General features: G+C 64.2%; 18 protein-coding genes. 9 read left to right on the forward strand and 9 right to left on the reverse strand.

Translation table 11 applies throughout. The features are described from left to right. The first annotated feature begins 9 nt into the window (after positions 1-9). From ehuA to doeB, 9 genes are all read left to right on the forward strand, one after another. Positions 10-795, forward strand: coding sequence for an ectoine/hydroxyectoine ABC transporter ATP-binding protein EhuA (gene ehuA, locus EJ078_RS20485; protein ID WP_067326178.1), 786 nt, complete (start codon positions 10-12; stop codon positions 793-795). Between the two features lie 103 nt (positions 796-898). Then, on the forward strand, positions 899-1,750 hold the full coding sequence (gene ehuB, locus EJ078_RS20490; RefSeq protein ID WP_067326181.1) for an ectoine/hydroxyectoine ABC transporter substrate-binding protein EhuB: 852 nt from the start codon (positions 899-901) through the stop codon (positions 1,748-1,750). A gap of 185 nt (positions 1,751-1,935) precedes the next feature. Next, positions 1,936-2,595 (forward strand): ectoine/hydroxyectoine ABC transporter permease subunit EhuC, encoded by a 660-nt coding sequence (ehuC, locus tag EJ078_RS20495; RefSeq protein WP_127215514.1) that lies wholly within the window; start codon positions 1,936-1,938, stop codon positions 2,593-2,595. 16 nt (positions 2,596-2,611) lie between these two features. Then, a complete protein-coding gene (gene ehuD, locus EJ078_RS20500) occupies positions 2,612-3,271 on the forward strand; it encodes an ectoine/hydroxyectoine ABC transporter permease subunit EhuD (RefSeq protein WP_067002307.1) in 660 nt (219 codons plus the stop codon). A 5-nt stretch (positions 3,272-3,276) separates the two neighbouring features. Continuing rightward, complete coding sequence (eutA, locus tag EJ078_RS20505; protein ID WP_067327080.1) at positions 3,277-4,053, forward strand: ectoine utilization protein EutA; 777 nt, start codon at positions 3,277-3,279, stop codon at positions 4,051-4,053. Positions 4,054-4,065: 12 nt separating this feature from the next. Beyond that, positions 4,066-5,061, forward strand: coding sequence for a hydroxyectoine utilization dehydratase EutB (gene eutB, locus EJ078_RS20510; protein ID WP_127215516.1), 996 nt, complete (start codon positions 4,066-4,068; stop codon positions 5,059-5,061). Next, complete coding sequence (locus tag EJ078_RS20515; protein WP_127215513.1) at positions 5,058-6,050, forward strand: cyclodeaminase; 993 nt, start codon at positions 5,058-5,060, stop codon at positions 6,048-6,050. The genes eutB and EJ078_RS20515 overlap by 4 nt, the downstream gene beginning before the upstream one ends. 37 nt (positions 6,051-6,087) lie before the next feature. Beyond that, positions 6,088-7,266: an ectoine hydrolase DoeA gene (doeA, locus tag EJ078_RS20520; RefSeq protein ID WP_127215512.1), complete on the forward strand. Its 1,179-nt coding sequence runs from the start codon at positions 6,088-6,090 to the stop codon at positions 7,264-7,266. Between the two features lie 5 nt (positions 7,267-7,271). Further along, entirely contained in the window at positions 7,272-8,273 is a 1,002-nt protein-coding gene (gene doeB / locus EJ078_RS20525) for a N(2)-acetyl-L-2,4-diaminobutanoate deacetylase DoeB (RefSeq protein WP_127215511.1), read from the forward strand. Positions 8,274-8,334: 61 nt separating this feature from the next. Here the strand turns inward: doeB and EJ078_RS20530 are convergent, their stop codons facing one another. The 9 genes from EJ078_RS20530 to EJ078_RS20570 are packed head-to-tail and all read right to left on the reverse strand — an operon-like array spanning position 8,335 to position 16,223. Then, complete coding sequence (locus tag EJ078_RS20530; RefSeq protein ID WP_208720795.1) at positions 8,335-9,612, reverse strand: L-fuconate dehydratase; 1,278 nt, start codon at positions 9,610-9,612, stop codon at positions 8,335-8,337. A gap of 13 nt (positions 9,613-9,625) precedes the next feature. After that, entirely contained in the window at positions 9,626-10,357 is a 732-nt protein-coding gene (locus EJ078_RS20535; RefSeq protein ID WP_208720796.1) for an SDR family oxidoreductase, read from the reverse strand. 15 nt (positions 10,358-10,372) lie between these two features. Further along, a complete protein-coding gene (locus EJ078_RS20540; protein ID WP_067326205.1) occupies positions 10,373-10,825 on the reverse strand; it encodes a MaoC/PaaZ C-terminal domain-containing protein in 453 nt (150 codons plus the stop codon). An 8-nt stretch (positions 10,826-10,833) separates the two neighbouring features. Then, positions 10,834-11,907, reverse strand: a complete 1,074-nt coding sequence (locus EJ078_RS20545; RefSeq protein WP_127215515.1) for a Gfo/Idh/MocA family oxidoreductase — start codon at positions 11,905-11,907, stop codon at positions 10,834-10,836. After that, positions 11,900-12,229, reverse strand: coding sequence for an L-rhamnose mutarotase (locus EJ078_RS20550; RefSeq protein ID WP_095800403.1), 330 nt, complete (start codon positions 12,227-12,229; stop codon positions 11,900-11,902). Before EJ078_RS20550 ends, EJ078_RS20545 begins: the two co-directional genes overlap by 8 nt. Before the next feature lie 2 nt (positions 12,230-12,231). After that, positions 12,232-13,353, reverse strand: coding sequence for a mandelate racemase/muconate lactonizing enzyme family protein (locus EJ078_RS20555; RefSeq protein ID WP_127215508.1), 1,122 nt, complete (start codon positions 13,351-13,353; stop codon positions 12,232-12,234). 2 nt (positions 13,354-13,355) lie between these two features. Continuing rightward, positions 13,356-14,453: a sn-glycerol-3-phosphate ABC transporter ATP-binding protein UgpC gene (ugpC, locus tag EJ078_RS20560; protein WP_128294491.1), complete on the reverse strand. Its 1,098-nt coding sequence runs from the start codon at positions 14,451-14,453 to the stop codon at positions 13,356-13,358. 4 nt (positions 14,454-14,457) lie between these two features. Further along, positions 14,458-15,324: a carbohydrate ABC transporter permease gene (locus tag EJ078_RS20565; RefSeq protein WP_095800400.1), complete on the reverse strand. Its 867-nt coding sequence runs from the start codon at positions 15,322-15,324 to the stop codon at positions 14,458-14,460. Between the two features lie 2 nt (positions 15,325-15,326). Further along, positions 15,327-16,223 carry a sugar ABC transporter permease gene (locus EJ078_RS20570; protein ID WP_095800399.1) on the reverse strand — a complete coding sequence of 299 codons (897 nt, stop codon included), beginning with the start codon at positions 16,221-16,223 and terminating at the stop codon, positions 15,327-15,329. Positions 16,224-16,285 lie beyond the last annotated feature (62 nt).

Here is a 16,285-nt window from a genome sequence, read left to right on the forward strand (position 1 = left end):
GGAAATGGATTGCCCGCGCCCATCATCAAGGTCGACGCCATTTCGAAGAGCTTCGGCGCCTTCAAGGTGCTGGACGGCCTGTCGATGCAGGTCATGCCAGGCGAGAAGCTGGCGCTGATCGGCCCATCCGGATCGGGCAAGACGACGATCCTGCGCATCCTGATGACGCTGGAAAAGATCGACGGCGGCCATATCCAGATCGACGGCGAGCAGCTCTATCACATGGAGCGCAACGGCCAGCTGGTGCCGGCCGACGAGCGGCACCTGGCCAAGATGCGCCAGAAGATCGGCATGGTCTTCCAGCTCTTCAATCTTTTCCCGCACAAATGCGTCATGGACAATGTCACGCTGGCGCCGATGCTGACCAAGGGCGTGGCGCGAGCCGCCGCCGAAAAACGGGCGATGGAACTGCTCGACATGGTGGGCCTCGCCGATAAGGCGAAGAGCATGCCGGCACAGCTTTCCGGCGGCCAGAAGCAGCGCGTCGCGATCGCCCGCGCGCTGGCGCTGTCGCCAAAGATCATGCTGTTCGACGAGGTCACCTCGGCGCTCGACCCCGAGCTGGTCGAGGAGGTGCTCAATGTCATGCGCAAGCTCGCCGCCGAAACCGACATGACGATGTTGCTCGTCACTCATGAGATGGGCTTTGCCCACGACTTCGCCGATCGCGTGCTGTTCTTCGATCGCGGCAGGATCGTCGAGGAAGGCAAGCCCGATGAGATTTTCCGCCATCCCAAGCAGGAACGCACGCAGGGCTTCCTGAAGAAGATCATCGCGGCCGGACATCGCGTCTGACCGTCATGCCAGGGCGGCGAAGCCGTCCCGAAAGCCAGAAACGGGTGGCAAGGACGCCATCCGAACCGAGCGAACCAAGAAGAGAAACAAGGAGTTGGGAACGATGAAGAAACTTGGCATCCTGGCTGGCGTCGCCGGTCTCGCCGTAAGCACCATGCTGCTCGCCTCCGGCGCGCGTTCAGCAGACGACGCAAAGCTCGAGCAGCTCAAGCAGCAGGGCTTTGCCCGCGTCGCCATTGCCAACGAGCCGCCTTACACGGCGGTCGCCGCGGACGGCAAGGTCTCGGGCGCTGCACCCGACGTAGCGCGCGAGATCTTCAAGCGCCTCGGCGTCAACGATATCGTCGCCTCCATCTCCGAATACGGCGCCATGATCCCCGGCCTGCAGGCCGGCCGCTTCGACGTCGTCACCGCCGGCCTGTTCATGAAGCCCGAGCGCTGCGCGGCGGTCGCCTATTCCGAGCCGGTGCTCTGCGATGCGGAAGCGATGCTGGTGAAGAAGGGCAACCCGAAGGGTTTCAAGAGCTATGAGGACGTCGCCAAGGACACGTCGGCCACTATCGGCGCGCCGGGCGGCGGCACCGAGGAGAAGCTGGCGCTCAATGCCGGCGTGCCGCGCGACCGCGTCATCGTCGTGCCGGACGGCCAGAGCGGTCTGAAGATGGTGCAGGACGGCCGCATCGACGCCTATTCGCTGCCCGTTCTGTCGATCAACGACCTCATCAAGAAGGCCAATGATCCGAACCTCGAAGTGATCGCGCCGGTGCAGGGCGCGCCGGTCTATTGCGACGGCGCCGCCTTCAAGAAGGGCGACGAGGCGCTGCGCGATGCCTATGACGTCGAGCTCGCCAAGATGAAGAAATCCGGCGAGTTCGCCAAGATCATCGAGCCTTACGGCTTCTCGGCCAAGGCGGCGATGTCGACGACGCGCGAGAAGCTCTGCGCGGCGAAGTAATCTCCCTTTTTCCCGCCTGCGGCGAGAAGGTGGCTCGAAGAGCCGGATGAAGGGCGGCGCGCCAGCATTTCAAGGTCAGCGCTGCTCCTCATCTGCCTGCCGGCATCTTCTCCCCGTGAACGGGGAGAAGGGGCTGTCGCAGCCATCTCGAAATAACTGAAAACGTTAGGAAAATTCGAAACTCAATGACCCAGTGGTCCGGCTATCTCGGCCTGATATTGCAGGGAGCGCTTGTCACCATCGAGCTGACGCTGATGGGGTCGGTGCTTGCGCTCGTCATGGCCTTTCTCGCCGGCATGGGACGCGTGTCGCGCTTCTTCATCGTGCGCGCGATCGCCACGACCTACATCGAGTTCTTCCGCGGCACCTCCATCTTCGTGCAGCTGTTCTGGGCCTATTTCGTGCTGCCCTTCGCCGGTCTGTCTCTGACGCCTTTACAAGCCGGCGTGCTGGCGCTGGGGCTCAATGTCGGGGCTTATGCGGCGGAAGTTGTGCGCGGCGCCATCCTGGCGATCGGCCGTGAGCAATATGAGGCCTGCACGGCACTCAATCTCGGCCGCTGGCAAGGCATGCGCCACGTCATCCTGCCGCAGGCGCTGCTCATCATGCTGCCAACCTTCGGCAACAATGCGATCGAGCTGCTCAAGGCGACTTCGGTGGTATCGCTGATCTCGCTTGCCGATCTCACCTTCCAGGCGCAAGTGGTGCGCTCGCAGACGGGCAGCACGCTAATGCCCTTCCTCTCAGTTCTCGTCATCTATTTCGCGCTCGCGCTGATCATCTCCTGGGGCGTGCGCTCGCTGGAGCGCCGCATGGCGCGCGGTCTCGACGGAGTGCGTGTCTGATGGAATGGGCCCGCTAATGGAATGGGATTGGAACTTTGTCTGGGAGATCATGCCGACCCTGATCCAGGGGGTGAAGATCACGATCCTGGCGACCGTGCTCGGCTCGATCCTGGCCGGGATCGTCGGTCTGGCGATCGCGCTGGCGCGGCGCTCGCCTAACCGCACGGTGTCGCGCAGCGTCGGCTGGTTCGCCGAATTCATCCGCGGCACGCCGCTTCTGGTGCAGCTCTATTTCATCTTCTACGTCCTGCCCGATATCGGCATCCTGCTGCCGCCCTTGGTGGCGGGCGTCATCGGGCTTGGACTGCACTACGGCACCTATACGGCCGAGGTCTATCGCGCCGGCATCGACAATGTGCCGCGCGGCCAGTGGGAGGCTGCCAAGGCCTGCAATCTTAACGGCCGCCACACCTGGACGCATGTCATCCTGCCGCAGGCGATCCCGCCGATGATCCCGGCCTTGGCCAACTACTTCATCGCCATGTTCAAGGAGACGCCGCTGCTTTCGGCGATCACCGTGCTGGAGCTGATGAACCAAGCCAAGAGCGTCGCCAATACCTATTACCGCTACATCGAGCCGATGACGCTGGTTGGCGCCTTCTTCCTCGTCATCAGCCTCTGCTCCGTCGTGCTGTTGCGCTGGCTGGAGCGTCGTTACGGCAGGATCGAGAGATGAAAGTCATGAAACTGTTGCCCGAAATCGAGCTGGCATCGACCCGGCCCGCACTCGATGCGCGTCCGCTCGAAAAGCGCGTCGGGCTGATTGCTTTGGCCACCGATCATACCAGCGAGGTCGACTTCCGCCGCATGGTGGCGAGCGAGCGGATCGGCGTCTACGTCGCGCGCATCCCCTACGCCAATCCGACGACGCCGGACAATCTGCGCAAGATGCAGCCCTCGCTTTCGGCGGGCGCGGCACTGATCCTGCCGGACGAGACGCTCGATGCCGTCTGCTATTCCTGCACGTCTGCTTCCGTGGTGATCGGCGACGCCGAGATCGAGCAGGCGATCCAGGCGGCCAAGCCGAATGTTCCCGTGGTCACGCCGCCCATGGCCGGCGTGCGCGGCCTCAACGCTTTTGGCGTGAAGCGGATCAGCATTCTCACCCCTTACACTGTCGAGACCAGCCGGCCGATGGCCGCCTATTTCGCCGCGCACGGCTTCGACATCGAGAGCGTCACCTGCCTCGGCTTCGAGGACGATCGGGAGATGGCACGCATCGAGCCTACCTCGCTCGTCGATCTGGCGCGCAAGGCGACGCATGCGCAGGCGGATGCGCTGTTCGTTTCATGCACCGCGCTACGCGCGGCGCTCGCCGTTCCAGGCATGGAGGAGGCAATCGGCCGCCCGGTCGTCACCAGCAACCAGGCGAGCGCCTGGAACTGCCTGCGGCTTTGCGGCGACGACACGGCGCGGCCGCAGTTCGGCCGGCTGATGACGAAGCCATTGGCCCGGTGAGCGGGCATGCCAATGACCAAAACGGAAGTCACGCTTCAGCATATCCGCGTTGCGCGCGAACGCATTGCCGGAAAGGTCGAGTGGACGCCGACTGTGTTGTCGCAAAGCCTCTCGGATCGCGTGGGCCATCCCGTTCACCTCAAGCTGGAACATCACCAGACGACCGGCGCGTTCAAGCTGCGTGGCGCGTCCAACGCGATCGCCGCGTTGAGTCCGGAGGAAAGGTCGCGCGGCGTCGTCGCGGCATCGACCGGCAATCACGGCCGCGCGCTGGCCCATGCGGCGAAGCTCGAGGGCATGCGCGCGGTGATCTGCATGTCGAGGCTGGTGCCCGAGAACAAGCTCGACGCAATCCGCCGCCTCGGCGCGGATATTCGCATCGTCGGCAACAGCCAGGACGATGCCCAGCAGGAGGTCGACAGGCTGGTCGCGGAGGAGCGGCTGGTCATGCTGCCGCCCTTCGACCATCCCGACATCGTCGCCGGGCAGGGCACGCTGGGGCTGGAGATCATGGAGCAGGTTCCGGACGCACCAAGTGTGCTAGTGCCGCTCTCCGGCGGCGGCCTGGCAGCCGGCGTTGCGGCGGCGGTCAAGGGGGTGAGCCCGGCCACCAAAGTCGTCGGCGTCTCGATGTCGCGCGGTGCCGCGATGAAGGCGAGCCTCGATGCCGGCCGCCCCGTGCAGATCGAGGAATTGCCGACGCTTGCGGACTCGCTGGGCGGCGGCATCGGCCTCGATAACCGGCTGACCTTTGCCATGTGCCGTGAGCTGCTCGACGACGTCATCCTGCTTTCCGAGGACGAGATCGCCGCCGGCATTCGGCATGCCTATGAGCAGGAGCGCGAGATCGTCGAAGGCGCGGGCGCGGTCGGCATCGGCGCGCTGCTTGCTGGGAAGGTCACTGCGAAAGGACCGGTGGTGGCCATCCTGTCTGGCCGCAACATCGACATGAGCCTGCATCGCCGCATCGTCTGCGGCAACGCTGCACTGACGGAGCGCCCCACATGAGCCGCATGACCATCCTCACCGAAACAGACCTGCGCAAGATCGTGACGCTCGATCTGGATGCGGTCGCCTGCGTCGAGAACGCCTTTCGGGCTTTGGCGACAATGCCGGTGGCGATGCCGCCAATCTTGAGGCTCGACATTCACGAGCATCGCGGCGAGGTCGACGTGAAGTCCGCCTACGTGCCCGGCATAGATGGCTTCGCCGTCAAGATAAGCTCCGGCTTCTTCGACAATCCGAAGCTCGGCCTGCCGAGCGGCGGCGGCATGATGGTGCTGCTTTCGGCCAAGACCGGTGTGGTCGAGGCGCTGCTGCTCGACAATGGCTATCTGACCGATGTGCGCACCGCCGCAGCCGGCGCAGTCGCGGCCAAGCATCTGTCGCGCGAAGACTCCAGCATAGCGGCGATCTTCGGCGCCGGTTTGCAGGCCGGCCTGCAATTGGAAGCGCTGCGTCTCGTCAGGCCGATCGCGGAGGTGCGCGTCTGGGCGCGCGATGCGGCCAAGGCCGAGGCGACCGCGGCCCGCTTGCGCGAGAGACTGGGCATCATGGTGCGTGCCGAGCCGGATGCGGCGAGGACGGCAGCGGGCGCCGACATCATCGTCACCACCACGCCTTCGACCGAGCCGCTGATCAAGGCCGGGTTCGTCTCGGCCGGCCAGCACATCACCGCGATGGGCTCGGATGCCGAGCACAAGAACGAGATCGCGCCGGCGATCCTTCGCCTGGCAGATCTCTATGTCGCAGACAGCGCGAAGCAGACGCGGCGCTTGGGCGAGCTTCACCACGCCATCGAGGCAGGGGCGATGGCGGCCGACGCGGAAGTCACCGAGCTCGGCCAGATCATCGCCGGGAAAAAGCACGGACGACGATCGGCCGGTGACATCACCCTCGCCGATCTCACTGGCACCGGCGTGCAGGACACCGCGATCGCCACTTTAGCCCGCGACCGCGCGCGGGCAGCGAAAGCGGGAACGATTTTCGAAAGCTGAATATGGCCGCGAGGCCCAACAAACGAGGACCAACAAAATGCAGCCAAACCTGAAATTCTCGCGAAGCGAATTTGCCGATCGCCTTGCCAAGACGCGGAAAGCCATGGAGGCCAAGCGGGTCGATCTGCTGATCGTCAGCGATCCCTCCAACATGGCCTGGCTGACCGGCTATGACGGCTGGTCCTTCTATGTGCATCAGGCGGTCATCGTGCCGCCTTCGGGCGAGCCGGTCTGGTATGGCCGCGGCCAGGACGCCAACGGCGCCAAGCGCACCGCCTATCTCGCGCATGACAACATCATTGGCTACGCCGACCACTACGTGCAGTCGACCGAGCGGCACCCGATGGACTATCTCGCCAGCGTGCTTGCCGATCGCCGCTGGGACAAGCTGACCATCGGCGTCGAGATGGACAACTATTGGTTCTCGGCGGCGGCCTTCGCCTCGCTGCAGAAGCACCTGCCCAACGCCCGCTTCGTCGACGCCACCGCTCTGGTCAACTGGCGGCGCGCCGTGAAGAGCCCGACCGAGATCGACTATATGCGCAAGGCCGCCCGCATCGTCGAGGCCATGCATCAGCGTATCGTCGACAAGATCGAGGTCGGCATGCGCAAATGCGATCTGGTCGCCGAGATCTATGATGCCGGCACGCGCGGCGTTGAGGGCATCGGTGGCGACTATCCGGCGATCGTGCCGCTCTTGCCATCGGGCGCCGACGCCTCGGCGCCGCATCTCACCTGGGACGACCAGCCGATGAAGGTGGGCGAGGGCACCTTCTTCGAGATCGCTGGCTGCTACAACCGCTACCACTGCCCGCTGTCGCGCACCGTCTTCCTCGGCAAGCCGACGCAGGCCTTCCTCGACGCCGAGAAGGCGACGCTCGAGGGCATGGAGGCGGGCCTTGCCGCCGCCAAGCCGGGCAATGCCTGCGAGGACATCGCCAATGCCTTCTTCGCCGTGCTGAAGAAGTACGGCATCGTCAAGGACAACCGCACCGGCTACTCGATCGGTCTTTCCTATCCGCCGGATTGGGGCGAGCGCACGATGAGCCTGCGCCCCGGCGATCGCACCCTGCTCAAGCCCGGTATGACCTTCCATTTCATGACGGGTCTATGGCTCGAGACAATGGGACTTGAGATCACCGAGTCGATCCTGATCACCGAGACCGGCGTCGAGTGCCTGGCCAATGTGCCGCGCAAGCTGTTCGTCAAGGATTGAGCCCGATGTCAGCTCTGCCTCCATCGCCGATCACGCCGACGGTCGATTTCGAGCGCGACGGTGTCCAGCACGGCTTCCTGCGCCTGCCCTACAGCCGCGACGATTCCGCCTGGGGGTCGGTGATGATTCCGATCTGTGTCGTCCGTAACGGCAAGGGGCAGACGGCGCTGCTCACCGGGGGAAATCACGGCGACGAATATGAAGGCCCGCTGGCGCTCTACGAGCTCGCCCGCACGCTCGACCCGAAGGATGTCACCGGTACCGTCATCATCGTGCCGGCGATGAACTATCCGGCGTTCCGCGCCGGCAGCCGCACCTCGCCGATCGACAAGGGCAACATGAACCGCAGCTTTCCTGGCCGGCCGGACGGTAGCGTGACGGAAAAGATCGCCGACTATTTCCAGCGCGAATTGTTGCCGCGGGCGGACATCGTGTTCGACTTCCACTCCGGCGGAAAGACGCTGGACTTCGTGCCGTTCTGCGCCGCGCATACGCTGCTGGACAAGGAGCAGGAGGAAAAGGCCTTCGCCGCGGTCGAGGCCTTCGCGGCTCCGTTCTCGATGCGCATGACCGAGATCGATACCGTTGGCATGTATGACACCGCGGCCGAGCAGATGGGCAAGGTCTTCGTCACCACCGAGCTCGGCGGTGGCGGCACGGCCCGGGCCGAGACGGTGCGCATCGCTCGCCGTGGCATCCTCAATGTGCTTCGCCATGCCGGCATCGTTGATGGTGCTATCGAGAAAAATCGAACTCAATGGCTCGACATGCCCTCGGGGGACTGCTTTGCGTTTGCCGAGGACGAGGGCATGATCGAGACCATGATCGATCTCGGCGAGAAGGTGGAGGAAGGCCAGGTCGTGGCGCGCATCCATTCGACCGGTCGCACCGGCACCGCGCCCCAGGAGATCAAGGCCAGGATGTCAGGGCTCCTGGCCGCGCGCCATTTCCCCGGCCTGGTCAAGGCCGGCGATTGTGTCGCGGTGCTTGCCGTCGAGGTTGACTGAAGCGCGCCAGGTAGAAGCGACGCCGTAACGCCGCCAAGGCCACCTGCGTTACGGCTCGCATTCAACTGTGGAATAGGTAGGCGGCAATCGAGTCCGGCTTCATCTCGATCGAGAAGCCCGGCGCCGTCGGCGGCATGTAGGCCGCATTCTCAATGACACAGGGCTCGAGGAAATGCTCGTGCAGGTGATCGACATACTCGATCACCCGTCCATCCTTGGTGCCCGACACCGCGATATAGTCGATCATCGACAGATGCTGGACATATTCGCACAGGCCGACGCCGCCGGCATGCGGCCAGACCGGCAAGCCGAACTTGGCGGCGATCAAAAGCACGGCCAGCACCTCGTTCAGGCCGCCCATGCGGCAGGAATCGATCTGCACGACGTCGATCGCGCCGCCGGCGATGAACTGCTTGAACATGATGCGGTTCTGGCACATCTCGCCGGTCGCAACCTTGATCGGCGCCACCGCCTTGCGGATCTTGGCATGGCCGGCGACATCGTCCGGGCTGGTCGGCTCCTCAATGAAGAAGGGCTTGGCGAAGGCAAGATGGCGCAGCCAGTCGATCGCCTGGTCGACCTCCCAGACCTGATTGGCGTCGATCATCAGGTAACGGTCCGGACCGATCACCTCGCGGGCGATCCTGAGGCGGCGGATGTCGTCGGCGCGATCGCGGCCGACCTTCAGCTTGATGTGATTGAACCCCTCCTCGACTGCTTCCTGGCAGAGGCGCCTCAGCTTGTCGTCGGGATAGCCGAGCCAGCCGGCCGATGTGGTATAGCAGGCATAGCCTTCGCGCTCGAGGCTGGCGATGCGCTCGGCCTTGCCGGCCTCGGCCTTCCTCAGGATCTCCAGCGCTTCGGCCGGCGTGATCGCATCGGTGAGATAGCGGAAGTCGACGATGCGCACGATCTCTTCCGGGCTCATCTCGGCGACAAGGCGCCAGACCGGCTTGCCGGCTTCCTTGGCCCAAAGATCCCAGACCGCATTGACAACCGCGCCGACGGCGAGGTGCATGGCGCCCTTGTCCGGGCCGATCCAGCGCAATTGGCTGTCGCCGGTCACGTGGTGCCAGAAGCGGCCGGGATCGTGCTTCACCCAGTCGAGGTCGATCCCGACGACGAGATGGCGCAGTGCCTCGATCGCCGCGCAGCAGATCTCGTTGCCGCGGCCGATGGTGAAGGTGAGCCCGTGGCCGCTAAGCCCCTCGCTATCGGTGTCGAGGATGACATAGGCGGCCGAATAATCGGGGTCCGGATTCATCGCGTCCGACCCGTCGAGGCTCTGCGACGTCGGGAAGCGCAGATCGAAGACGCGAAGATCGGTAATGCGGGTCATGCTCGGTGCCTCATCAGATCGACCAGCCGCCGTCGATATTATAGGCCTGCCCGGTGGTATAGGTGGCGCCGGCGAGATAGACGGCAAGGTCGGCGATCTCCTCCGCCGTGCCCAACCTTCCCATTGGCTGGCGGGCGATGAAGGCGGCACGGGCGGCCTCATAGTCGCCTTGCGCCCGCATGCGGCTTTCGAGCGAGGGGCTCTCCACCGTGCCGGGGCAGATCGCGTTGCAGCGAATGCCTATGCCGACATAGTCGGCGGCGATCGACTTGGTCAGCCCGATCACGGCCGCCTTGGTCACGCCATAGGCGAAGCGGTTGGGCACGCCTTTCGGGGCGCCGGCGACCGATCCCATGTTGATGATCGAACCATCGCCGCGCTCCAGCATGCCGGGCAGCACGGCGCGGATAGTGCGGATCATGGCGCGCACATTGAGGTTGAAGGCAAAGTCGAGGTCCTCGTCCTTCATCTCCAGGATCGAGCCGGAGTGGACGAAGCCGGCGCAGTTGAAAAGCACATCGACGCGGCCGATTTCGGCGAAGGCGGCCTTCACGGCGTCGTCGTTCAGCACGTCGAGCTTGCGACTGACGATGCCTTTGTGGCCGCCGAGATCGGCCAGCGCCGCTTCATTGATGTCGGTGGCGTGGACGTTCGCGCCAGCCTTGGCGAAAGCCAACGCGCTAGCCCGACCGATGCCTTGCGCAGCGGCCGTTACGACCACCACCTTGCCTGTCAGATCAGCCATGTTGTGTCTCCATCTTCAGCCGAGCCGGGGGCGCCGCTCGACGATATAGATGTGATCGGCGGCCAGCACGACTTCGTCGCGCTGGTTCAAAACCTCGACGCGTTCGATGACGCGCCCGGAGGCCGGCCGCTTCGGATCGTCTTCCTTCGCGGCGATCGTCGTGCGCGTGCGGATCGTGTCGCCGATGAAGACCGGCCTGATGAAGCGCAGCCTGTCATAACCGTAGGAGAAGGCGACCGGGTTGATGACGCTCGCGGTCAGGCCGACGCCGACCGAGAACACCAGCGTGCCATGCGCGATGCGTTGGCCGAAGGGCGTCGTCTTCATGAACTCGGCGTCCATGTGATGCGGAAAGAAATCGCCGGTGTGGCCGGCATGGACGACAAAGTCGGTCTCGGTGATGGTGCGGCCGCTGGTCAGCCGCGACGAGCCGATCTCGTAGTCGTCGAAATAGGTGACCTGTTCCATGCCGTTCCTTACGGTTTTGCGGTGAGCGGCGTCGCCGGCGCGGCGCTCGAACGATAGGCGGCTTCCACCAGTGCCATGGTGTTCCAGGCATCTTCGACGGAGCTGACCAGCTCTTTGTCTTCCCCGGAGGCGAAGCGCTGCACATTGGCCATGCGCCCGACAAAGGCGTCGGGGAACCATTCGCCGGTGAGCGGCACGCCGACCCAATCGGAGCCGCCTTTAGGGTGGATTTCCAGCACGTCGGGCTCACCGCGCGGATAGTCGAGATTGAGGCCAAGCTTGACGTAGGCGGCGCCCTCGGTGCCGCAGATACGGAACTCGCAGGCCTGATGCCGCCGTCCGAACTTATGATCGTGATTGATCGAGAGCGCGCAGCGCACCGTGTCGCCATAGTCGAGGATGGCGCTTGTCCGGGTCTGCGCGACCTTGTGATTGGGATGGCCGAGCGTCTTGGCATGCACGCCCTTCGGGTCGCCGAGAAGCTGCCGGATCAGGTCGAGATAGTGGATCGAATGCATGGCGATCTCGACACGCGGCGCCGCGAGCAGGAATTCCCAGAGCTGCCACGGCGTTGCGAGCGCCAGCCAGGCATCGAAGTCGACGACCTCGCCAAGCCAGCCCTTGGCGATCGCGTCCTTCAGCGCCAGCATCATCGGCGCGAAGCGAAGCTGGAAATTCGCCGCAGCCTTGAGCTTCTTGGCGCGACAGATTTCAAGGATCTCGGTTGCCTCGCCAAGGTAGTTGCCCATCGGCTTCTGGATCAATGCGACCGCGTCGTCGGGCAGGGCCTTCAGCACCTCGGCGTGCCGGCCGGGCGGCGTTGCGAGATCGAAGATCGCATCCTTGACGGCAGCCGCTTCGTCCACCGAGCCGAATGCCGTCACGCCCCATTGTTCGGCCAGTTTCCGAGCCTTGGCCTGGTCCGGATCGTAGAGACCCACCACTGGAAAACCAGCCTTGCGATAGGCCGGGAAATGCGCATCGCCAACGATCGAGCCGGCGCCGAAGGTGACGATCGGACGCGGCTTTGCAGGCATCGGCCAGGATTGCGCCAGCGAGGCGGGATCGAAGGCATCAGTCATGGTGGAAGACTTCATCCATCGTCGCCCACCACTCGCCCTCCTGCCTTGTCGGCAAGGGTTCCTGGCATGGCATGCAGACCGACCACCATTCCTGGGTCTTCGGATCGGCGGCCATCTTGGCCATGTCGGCGGCATAGTCGGTGCCGTGATACTCGAAATAGGAGAACAGCAGGTTCTCCGGCCGCTTGAGGTAGATCGAGTAGTTCTTGATGTTGCAGGCGGCGATCATCTCGAGCACGTCCGGCCAGACGGCGGCGTGCAGGCGCACATATTCCTCGACCTTTTCCGGCTTCAGGCCAAGCACCATGCCCATTCGCTGCATACTCAGTTCCTCCGTTCCGTGACGGTGACGCTGAATTCGGCGATGCTCAGGGCCCTGATCGCATCGAAATCCCAGTCGATGCCGAGGCCCGGCTCGTCCGGCGCCAGCGCGTGGCCGTTTTCGATCACCATCTTCTTGCCCGTCAACTCATCCAGCTGCGGAATATATTCCACATATTTGCCGTTCGGCACCGCGCAGGCCAGGCTGACATGCAGTTCCATCAGGAAATGCGGGCAGATCGGCATGTCGAAGGCTTCCGCCATATGCGCCACCTTCAGCCAGGGCGTGATGCCGCCGATGCGGCCGACATCGACCTGGACGATGCTGCAGCCGCCCTTCTGCATATATTCGCGGAAATGGCGGATCGAATAGAGCGACTCGCCGACGGCGATAGGCGTCGCCGTCGAATTCGATAGCCGCACATGGCCGTCTATGTCGTCGGCCGGCAGCGGTTCCTCCATCCAGGCGAGATCGAGATCGCGCAGCCGCTCGGCGCGCCGGATGGCTTCGTCGACGGTAAAACCCTGGTTGCAGTCGGTCATGATCTCATAGCCGTCGCCGACCGCTTTGCGCACGGCCGACAACCGGGCAAAATCCTCGGCGCCGTGCGGCTTGCCGATCTTGACCTTCGAGCCGGTGAAGCCTTTCGCCTTGGCGGCCAGCGCATCTTCGACAAGCGCGTCAGTCTCGATGTGCAGCCAGCCGCCTTCGGTGGTGTAAAGCGGACAGCGGTCCTTGGCGCCGCCGGCAAGCTTCCAGAGCGGCAGCTTCTGCTTCTTCGCCCGAAGGTCCCAGAGCGCAGTGTCGATGGCGGCGAGCGCGATGGCCGTGATGGCGCCGATGGTGGTGGCGTGCGTGGCGAATTCGAGATCGTGCCAGATGGCCTCGATCCGGTCGGCATCCTCACCGATCAGGCGCGGCGCGAGGTGGTCGGCCAGAAGCCGCATCACCGAAGAGCCGCCGGTGCCGATCGTGTAGCTGTAGCCCATGCCGACCGCCCCGTCGACGTCGGTGATGGTGACGATCGGCGTCTCCTGGCTGACGAAACTCTGGATGGCGTCGGTGCGCTTCACCTTCGGCACCAGATCGACCATTGCAAGCTCGACTTTCTCGATCTTCGCCATCGTCAGGCCCTCAAGGATTTGCCGGTTTCCGCGGAAAAGAGATGCGCCTGCGACAGGTCGAAGCTCATCGCTACACGATCGCCCGCCCGCAATGGCCTCGGGTTCAGCATCCGCGAAACCCAGTCGCGGCGGTCGAATTCGGCGAACACCAGCGTCTCGTTGCCGAGCGGCTCGGTCACCGTCACCGGCAGCTCGATCTCGTGGACGTCAGCGGCATCGCCCGAATGCAGGCCGTGGCCCACGGGGTAGAGGTCGTCGGGACGCAGGCCGAACACTACCTTGTCGCCGGCGTTCACCTTGGCCTTGAAGCGGCCGGGCAGCGGCAGGCTCTGTCCGCCGGAAAAGACGATCTTACCGTCGGCCACGGTCGCCTCCTGCAGGTTCATCGGGGGCGAGCCGATGAAGCCCGCCACGAAGCGTGTCGCCGGTCGCTGGAAGACCTCCTCCGGCGTGCCGACCTGCTCGATGTTGCCGTCCCGCATGATGACGATGCGGTCGGCGAGCGTCATTGCCTCGACCTGGTCGTGGGTGACGTAGATGACCGTGGACTTCACCTTGGCGTGCAGCTTCTTGATCTCGGTGCGCATCTGCGTGCGCAGCTTGGCGTCGAGATTGCTGAGCGGCTCGTCGAACAGGAAAACGTCCGGATCGCGCACGATGGCGCGGCCCATGGCGACGCGCTGGCGTTGGCCGCCGGAAAGCTGGGAGGGGCGGCGCTCGAGCAGCGCGTCGAGGCCGAGAATGGCCGAGGCCTCGGCGACGCGACGGTCCATCTCTTCCTTGGGCGCGCCGGCGATCTTCAGCGAGAAGCCGAGATTTTCGCGCACCGTCATGTGCGGATAAAGCGCGTAGGATTGGAATACCATCGAGATGTTGCGCGAACGCGGCGGCAGATCGTTGACGATGCGGTCGCCGATCTCGATCGTGCCGCCGGAGATGTCTTCCAGCCCGGCGATCATGCGTAGCGTGGTCGACTTGCCGCAGCCGGACGGCCCGACCAGCGCGATGAATTCACGGTCGGCGACATCGAGATCGATGCCGTGCACGATCTCCATGTTGCCGTAACGCTTGGTCAGTTTCTTGAGCGAGACAATCGCCATCGGATCAACCTTTCACCGCGCCGGAAGTCAGGCCCCCGACGAGGTGTTTCTGGACGATGAAGGTAAGGAGCAGCGCCGGGATGATCATCACCACCGCCAGCGCGCACATGCCGCGCCAGTCGATGGTGAATTCGGCGGTGTAGTCGAGCAGCCCGACGGGGAGCGTCTTGGAATTGATCGAGCGCGTCAGCTGCGAGGCGAGCGCGAATTCGTTCCAGGAGGTAAGGAAGGCGAAGATGCCGGCCGACGCGATGCCAGGCCCGGCGAGTGGAAACTCGACCTGCCAGAAGGCCTGCCAGCGCGTGCAGCCGTCGATTTGCGCGGCCTCGGCGAGATCCTTCGGCACCTGGCGGAAGAAGCCGTCGATCAGCCAGATGGTGAACGGCACATTGAGCGCGACATAGGCGAGGATCAGGCCGAAATGCGTGTCGATGATGTCGAGCCGCGCATAGACGAAAAACAGCGGCAGCGACAGCGCGATGCCAGGCACGGTGCGGGTCAGCATAAGGCCGAGGAACATCGCCGACTTGCCACGAAACCGGTAGCGCGCGAAAGCGTAGCCGCCGGCCATGCCGATCGCGATGGCAATGACGGTCGAGGTCACCGAGATGATCAGGGAATTGCGGAAATAGTCGAAGACGGGAATGCCGCCCTTGCCGACACCGCTGAACATGGCGACGTAGGCATCGAGCGAGACCTGCTGCGGGATCCAGACCGGCGGCTTGGCAAGGATCTCGACCGTCGGCCGCAGCGAGGACAGCACGATCCAGATGCCGGGCAGACAGATCAAAAGCATGGCGAGGAACAGGCCGACGCGGTGGGCGACGACGCCGGCGCGGCGCTTCAGGCGGGCGGATGCGTTGGCGTCCATCCTCACCACTCCGCGCCGATCTGGGTCCGTGCCGCGGCGAGCTTCTTAAAGAAATAGACGGTGAAGACGATCGACAGCAGGATCGAGAAGTAGGCCATCGCATTGGCCACGCCCATGCGCGCGTCACTGTAGGCGGTGCGCGCGACCAGCGTCCACAACAGTTCCGTGCGGCCGGCTGGGCCGCCATCGGTCATGATCTTGACGATGTCGTAGGCGCGCGCAACGTCGAGCGAGCGGATGGTCATGGCGATATAGGCGAAGGGCATGATGAAGGGCCAGGTCACATAGCGGAAGGTTTGCCACGGCGTGCAGCCGTCGACGCGCGCCGCTTCGACCGGCTCCTTCGGCATGGCGAGCAGGCCGGCGAGGATCAGGATCGCGAAGATCGAGGTCGACGACCAGATCTCGGCGATCGAAATGGCGATGAAGGCGAGATGGCCTTCGATCAGCCAGGGGATGGCGTCCCGCGTGATGCCTAGCGACTGCAGCGCGTTGTTCACCAAGCCGATGTTGTCGTTGAACATGAACTTGAACTGGAAGCCGACCAGGATCGGCGAGAACATCATCGGGAACATCATGATGGTGCGCAGCAGCCGCTGGCCGCGGCTCGCCTTCTCGACCAGCAACGCGAGGCCGAGACCGAGCAGCATTTCGAGATTGAGCGCGATGGTGAGCAGGAGCACGGTGCGGCCGAAGGCCCACCAGAAATTCGCGTCGGACAGAATGTTGCGATAGTTGCGCAGGCCGATGAAGGTGAAGAAGGTTTCCGGCCGCGTCAGCCTGAACGGCGTGAAGCTCGAATAGAATGACAGGCAGAGCGGCACGACCACCACCGCCGCCAGAACGAGCACGGCCGGCAGCAGAAGAAGCGTTGGCGCGGAAAGCCGCTTGGCCCTCATGCAAAGTCCCAAAATTGTTTGCACGGCCGGCGATCCAATCGCAGGGCGGCCGCCTCGGTCAA

It is taken from the genome of Mesorhizobium sp. M1A.F.Ca.IN.022.06.1.1, assembly GCF_003952605.1.
Classification (GTDB): domain Bacteria; phylum Pseudomonadota; class Alphaproteobacteria; order Rhizobiales; family Rhizobiaceae; genus Mesorhizobium.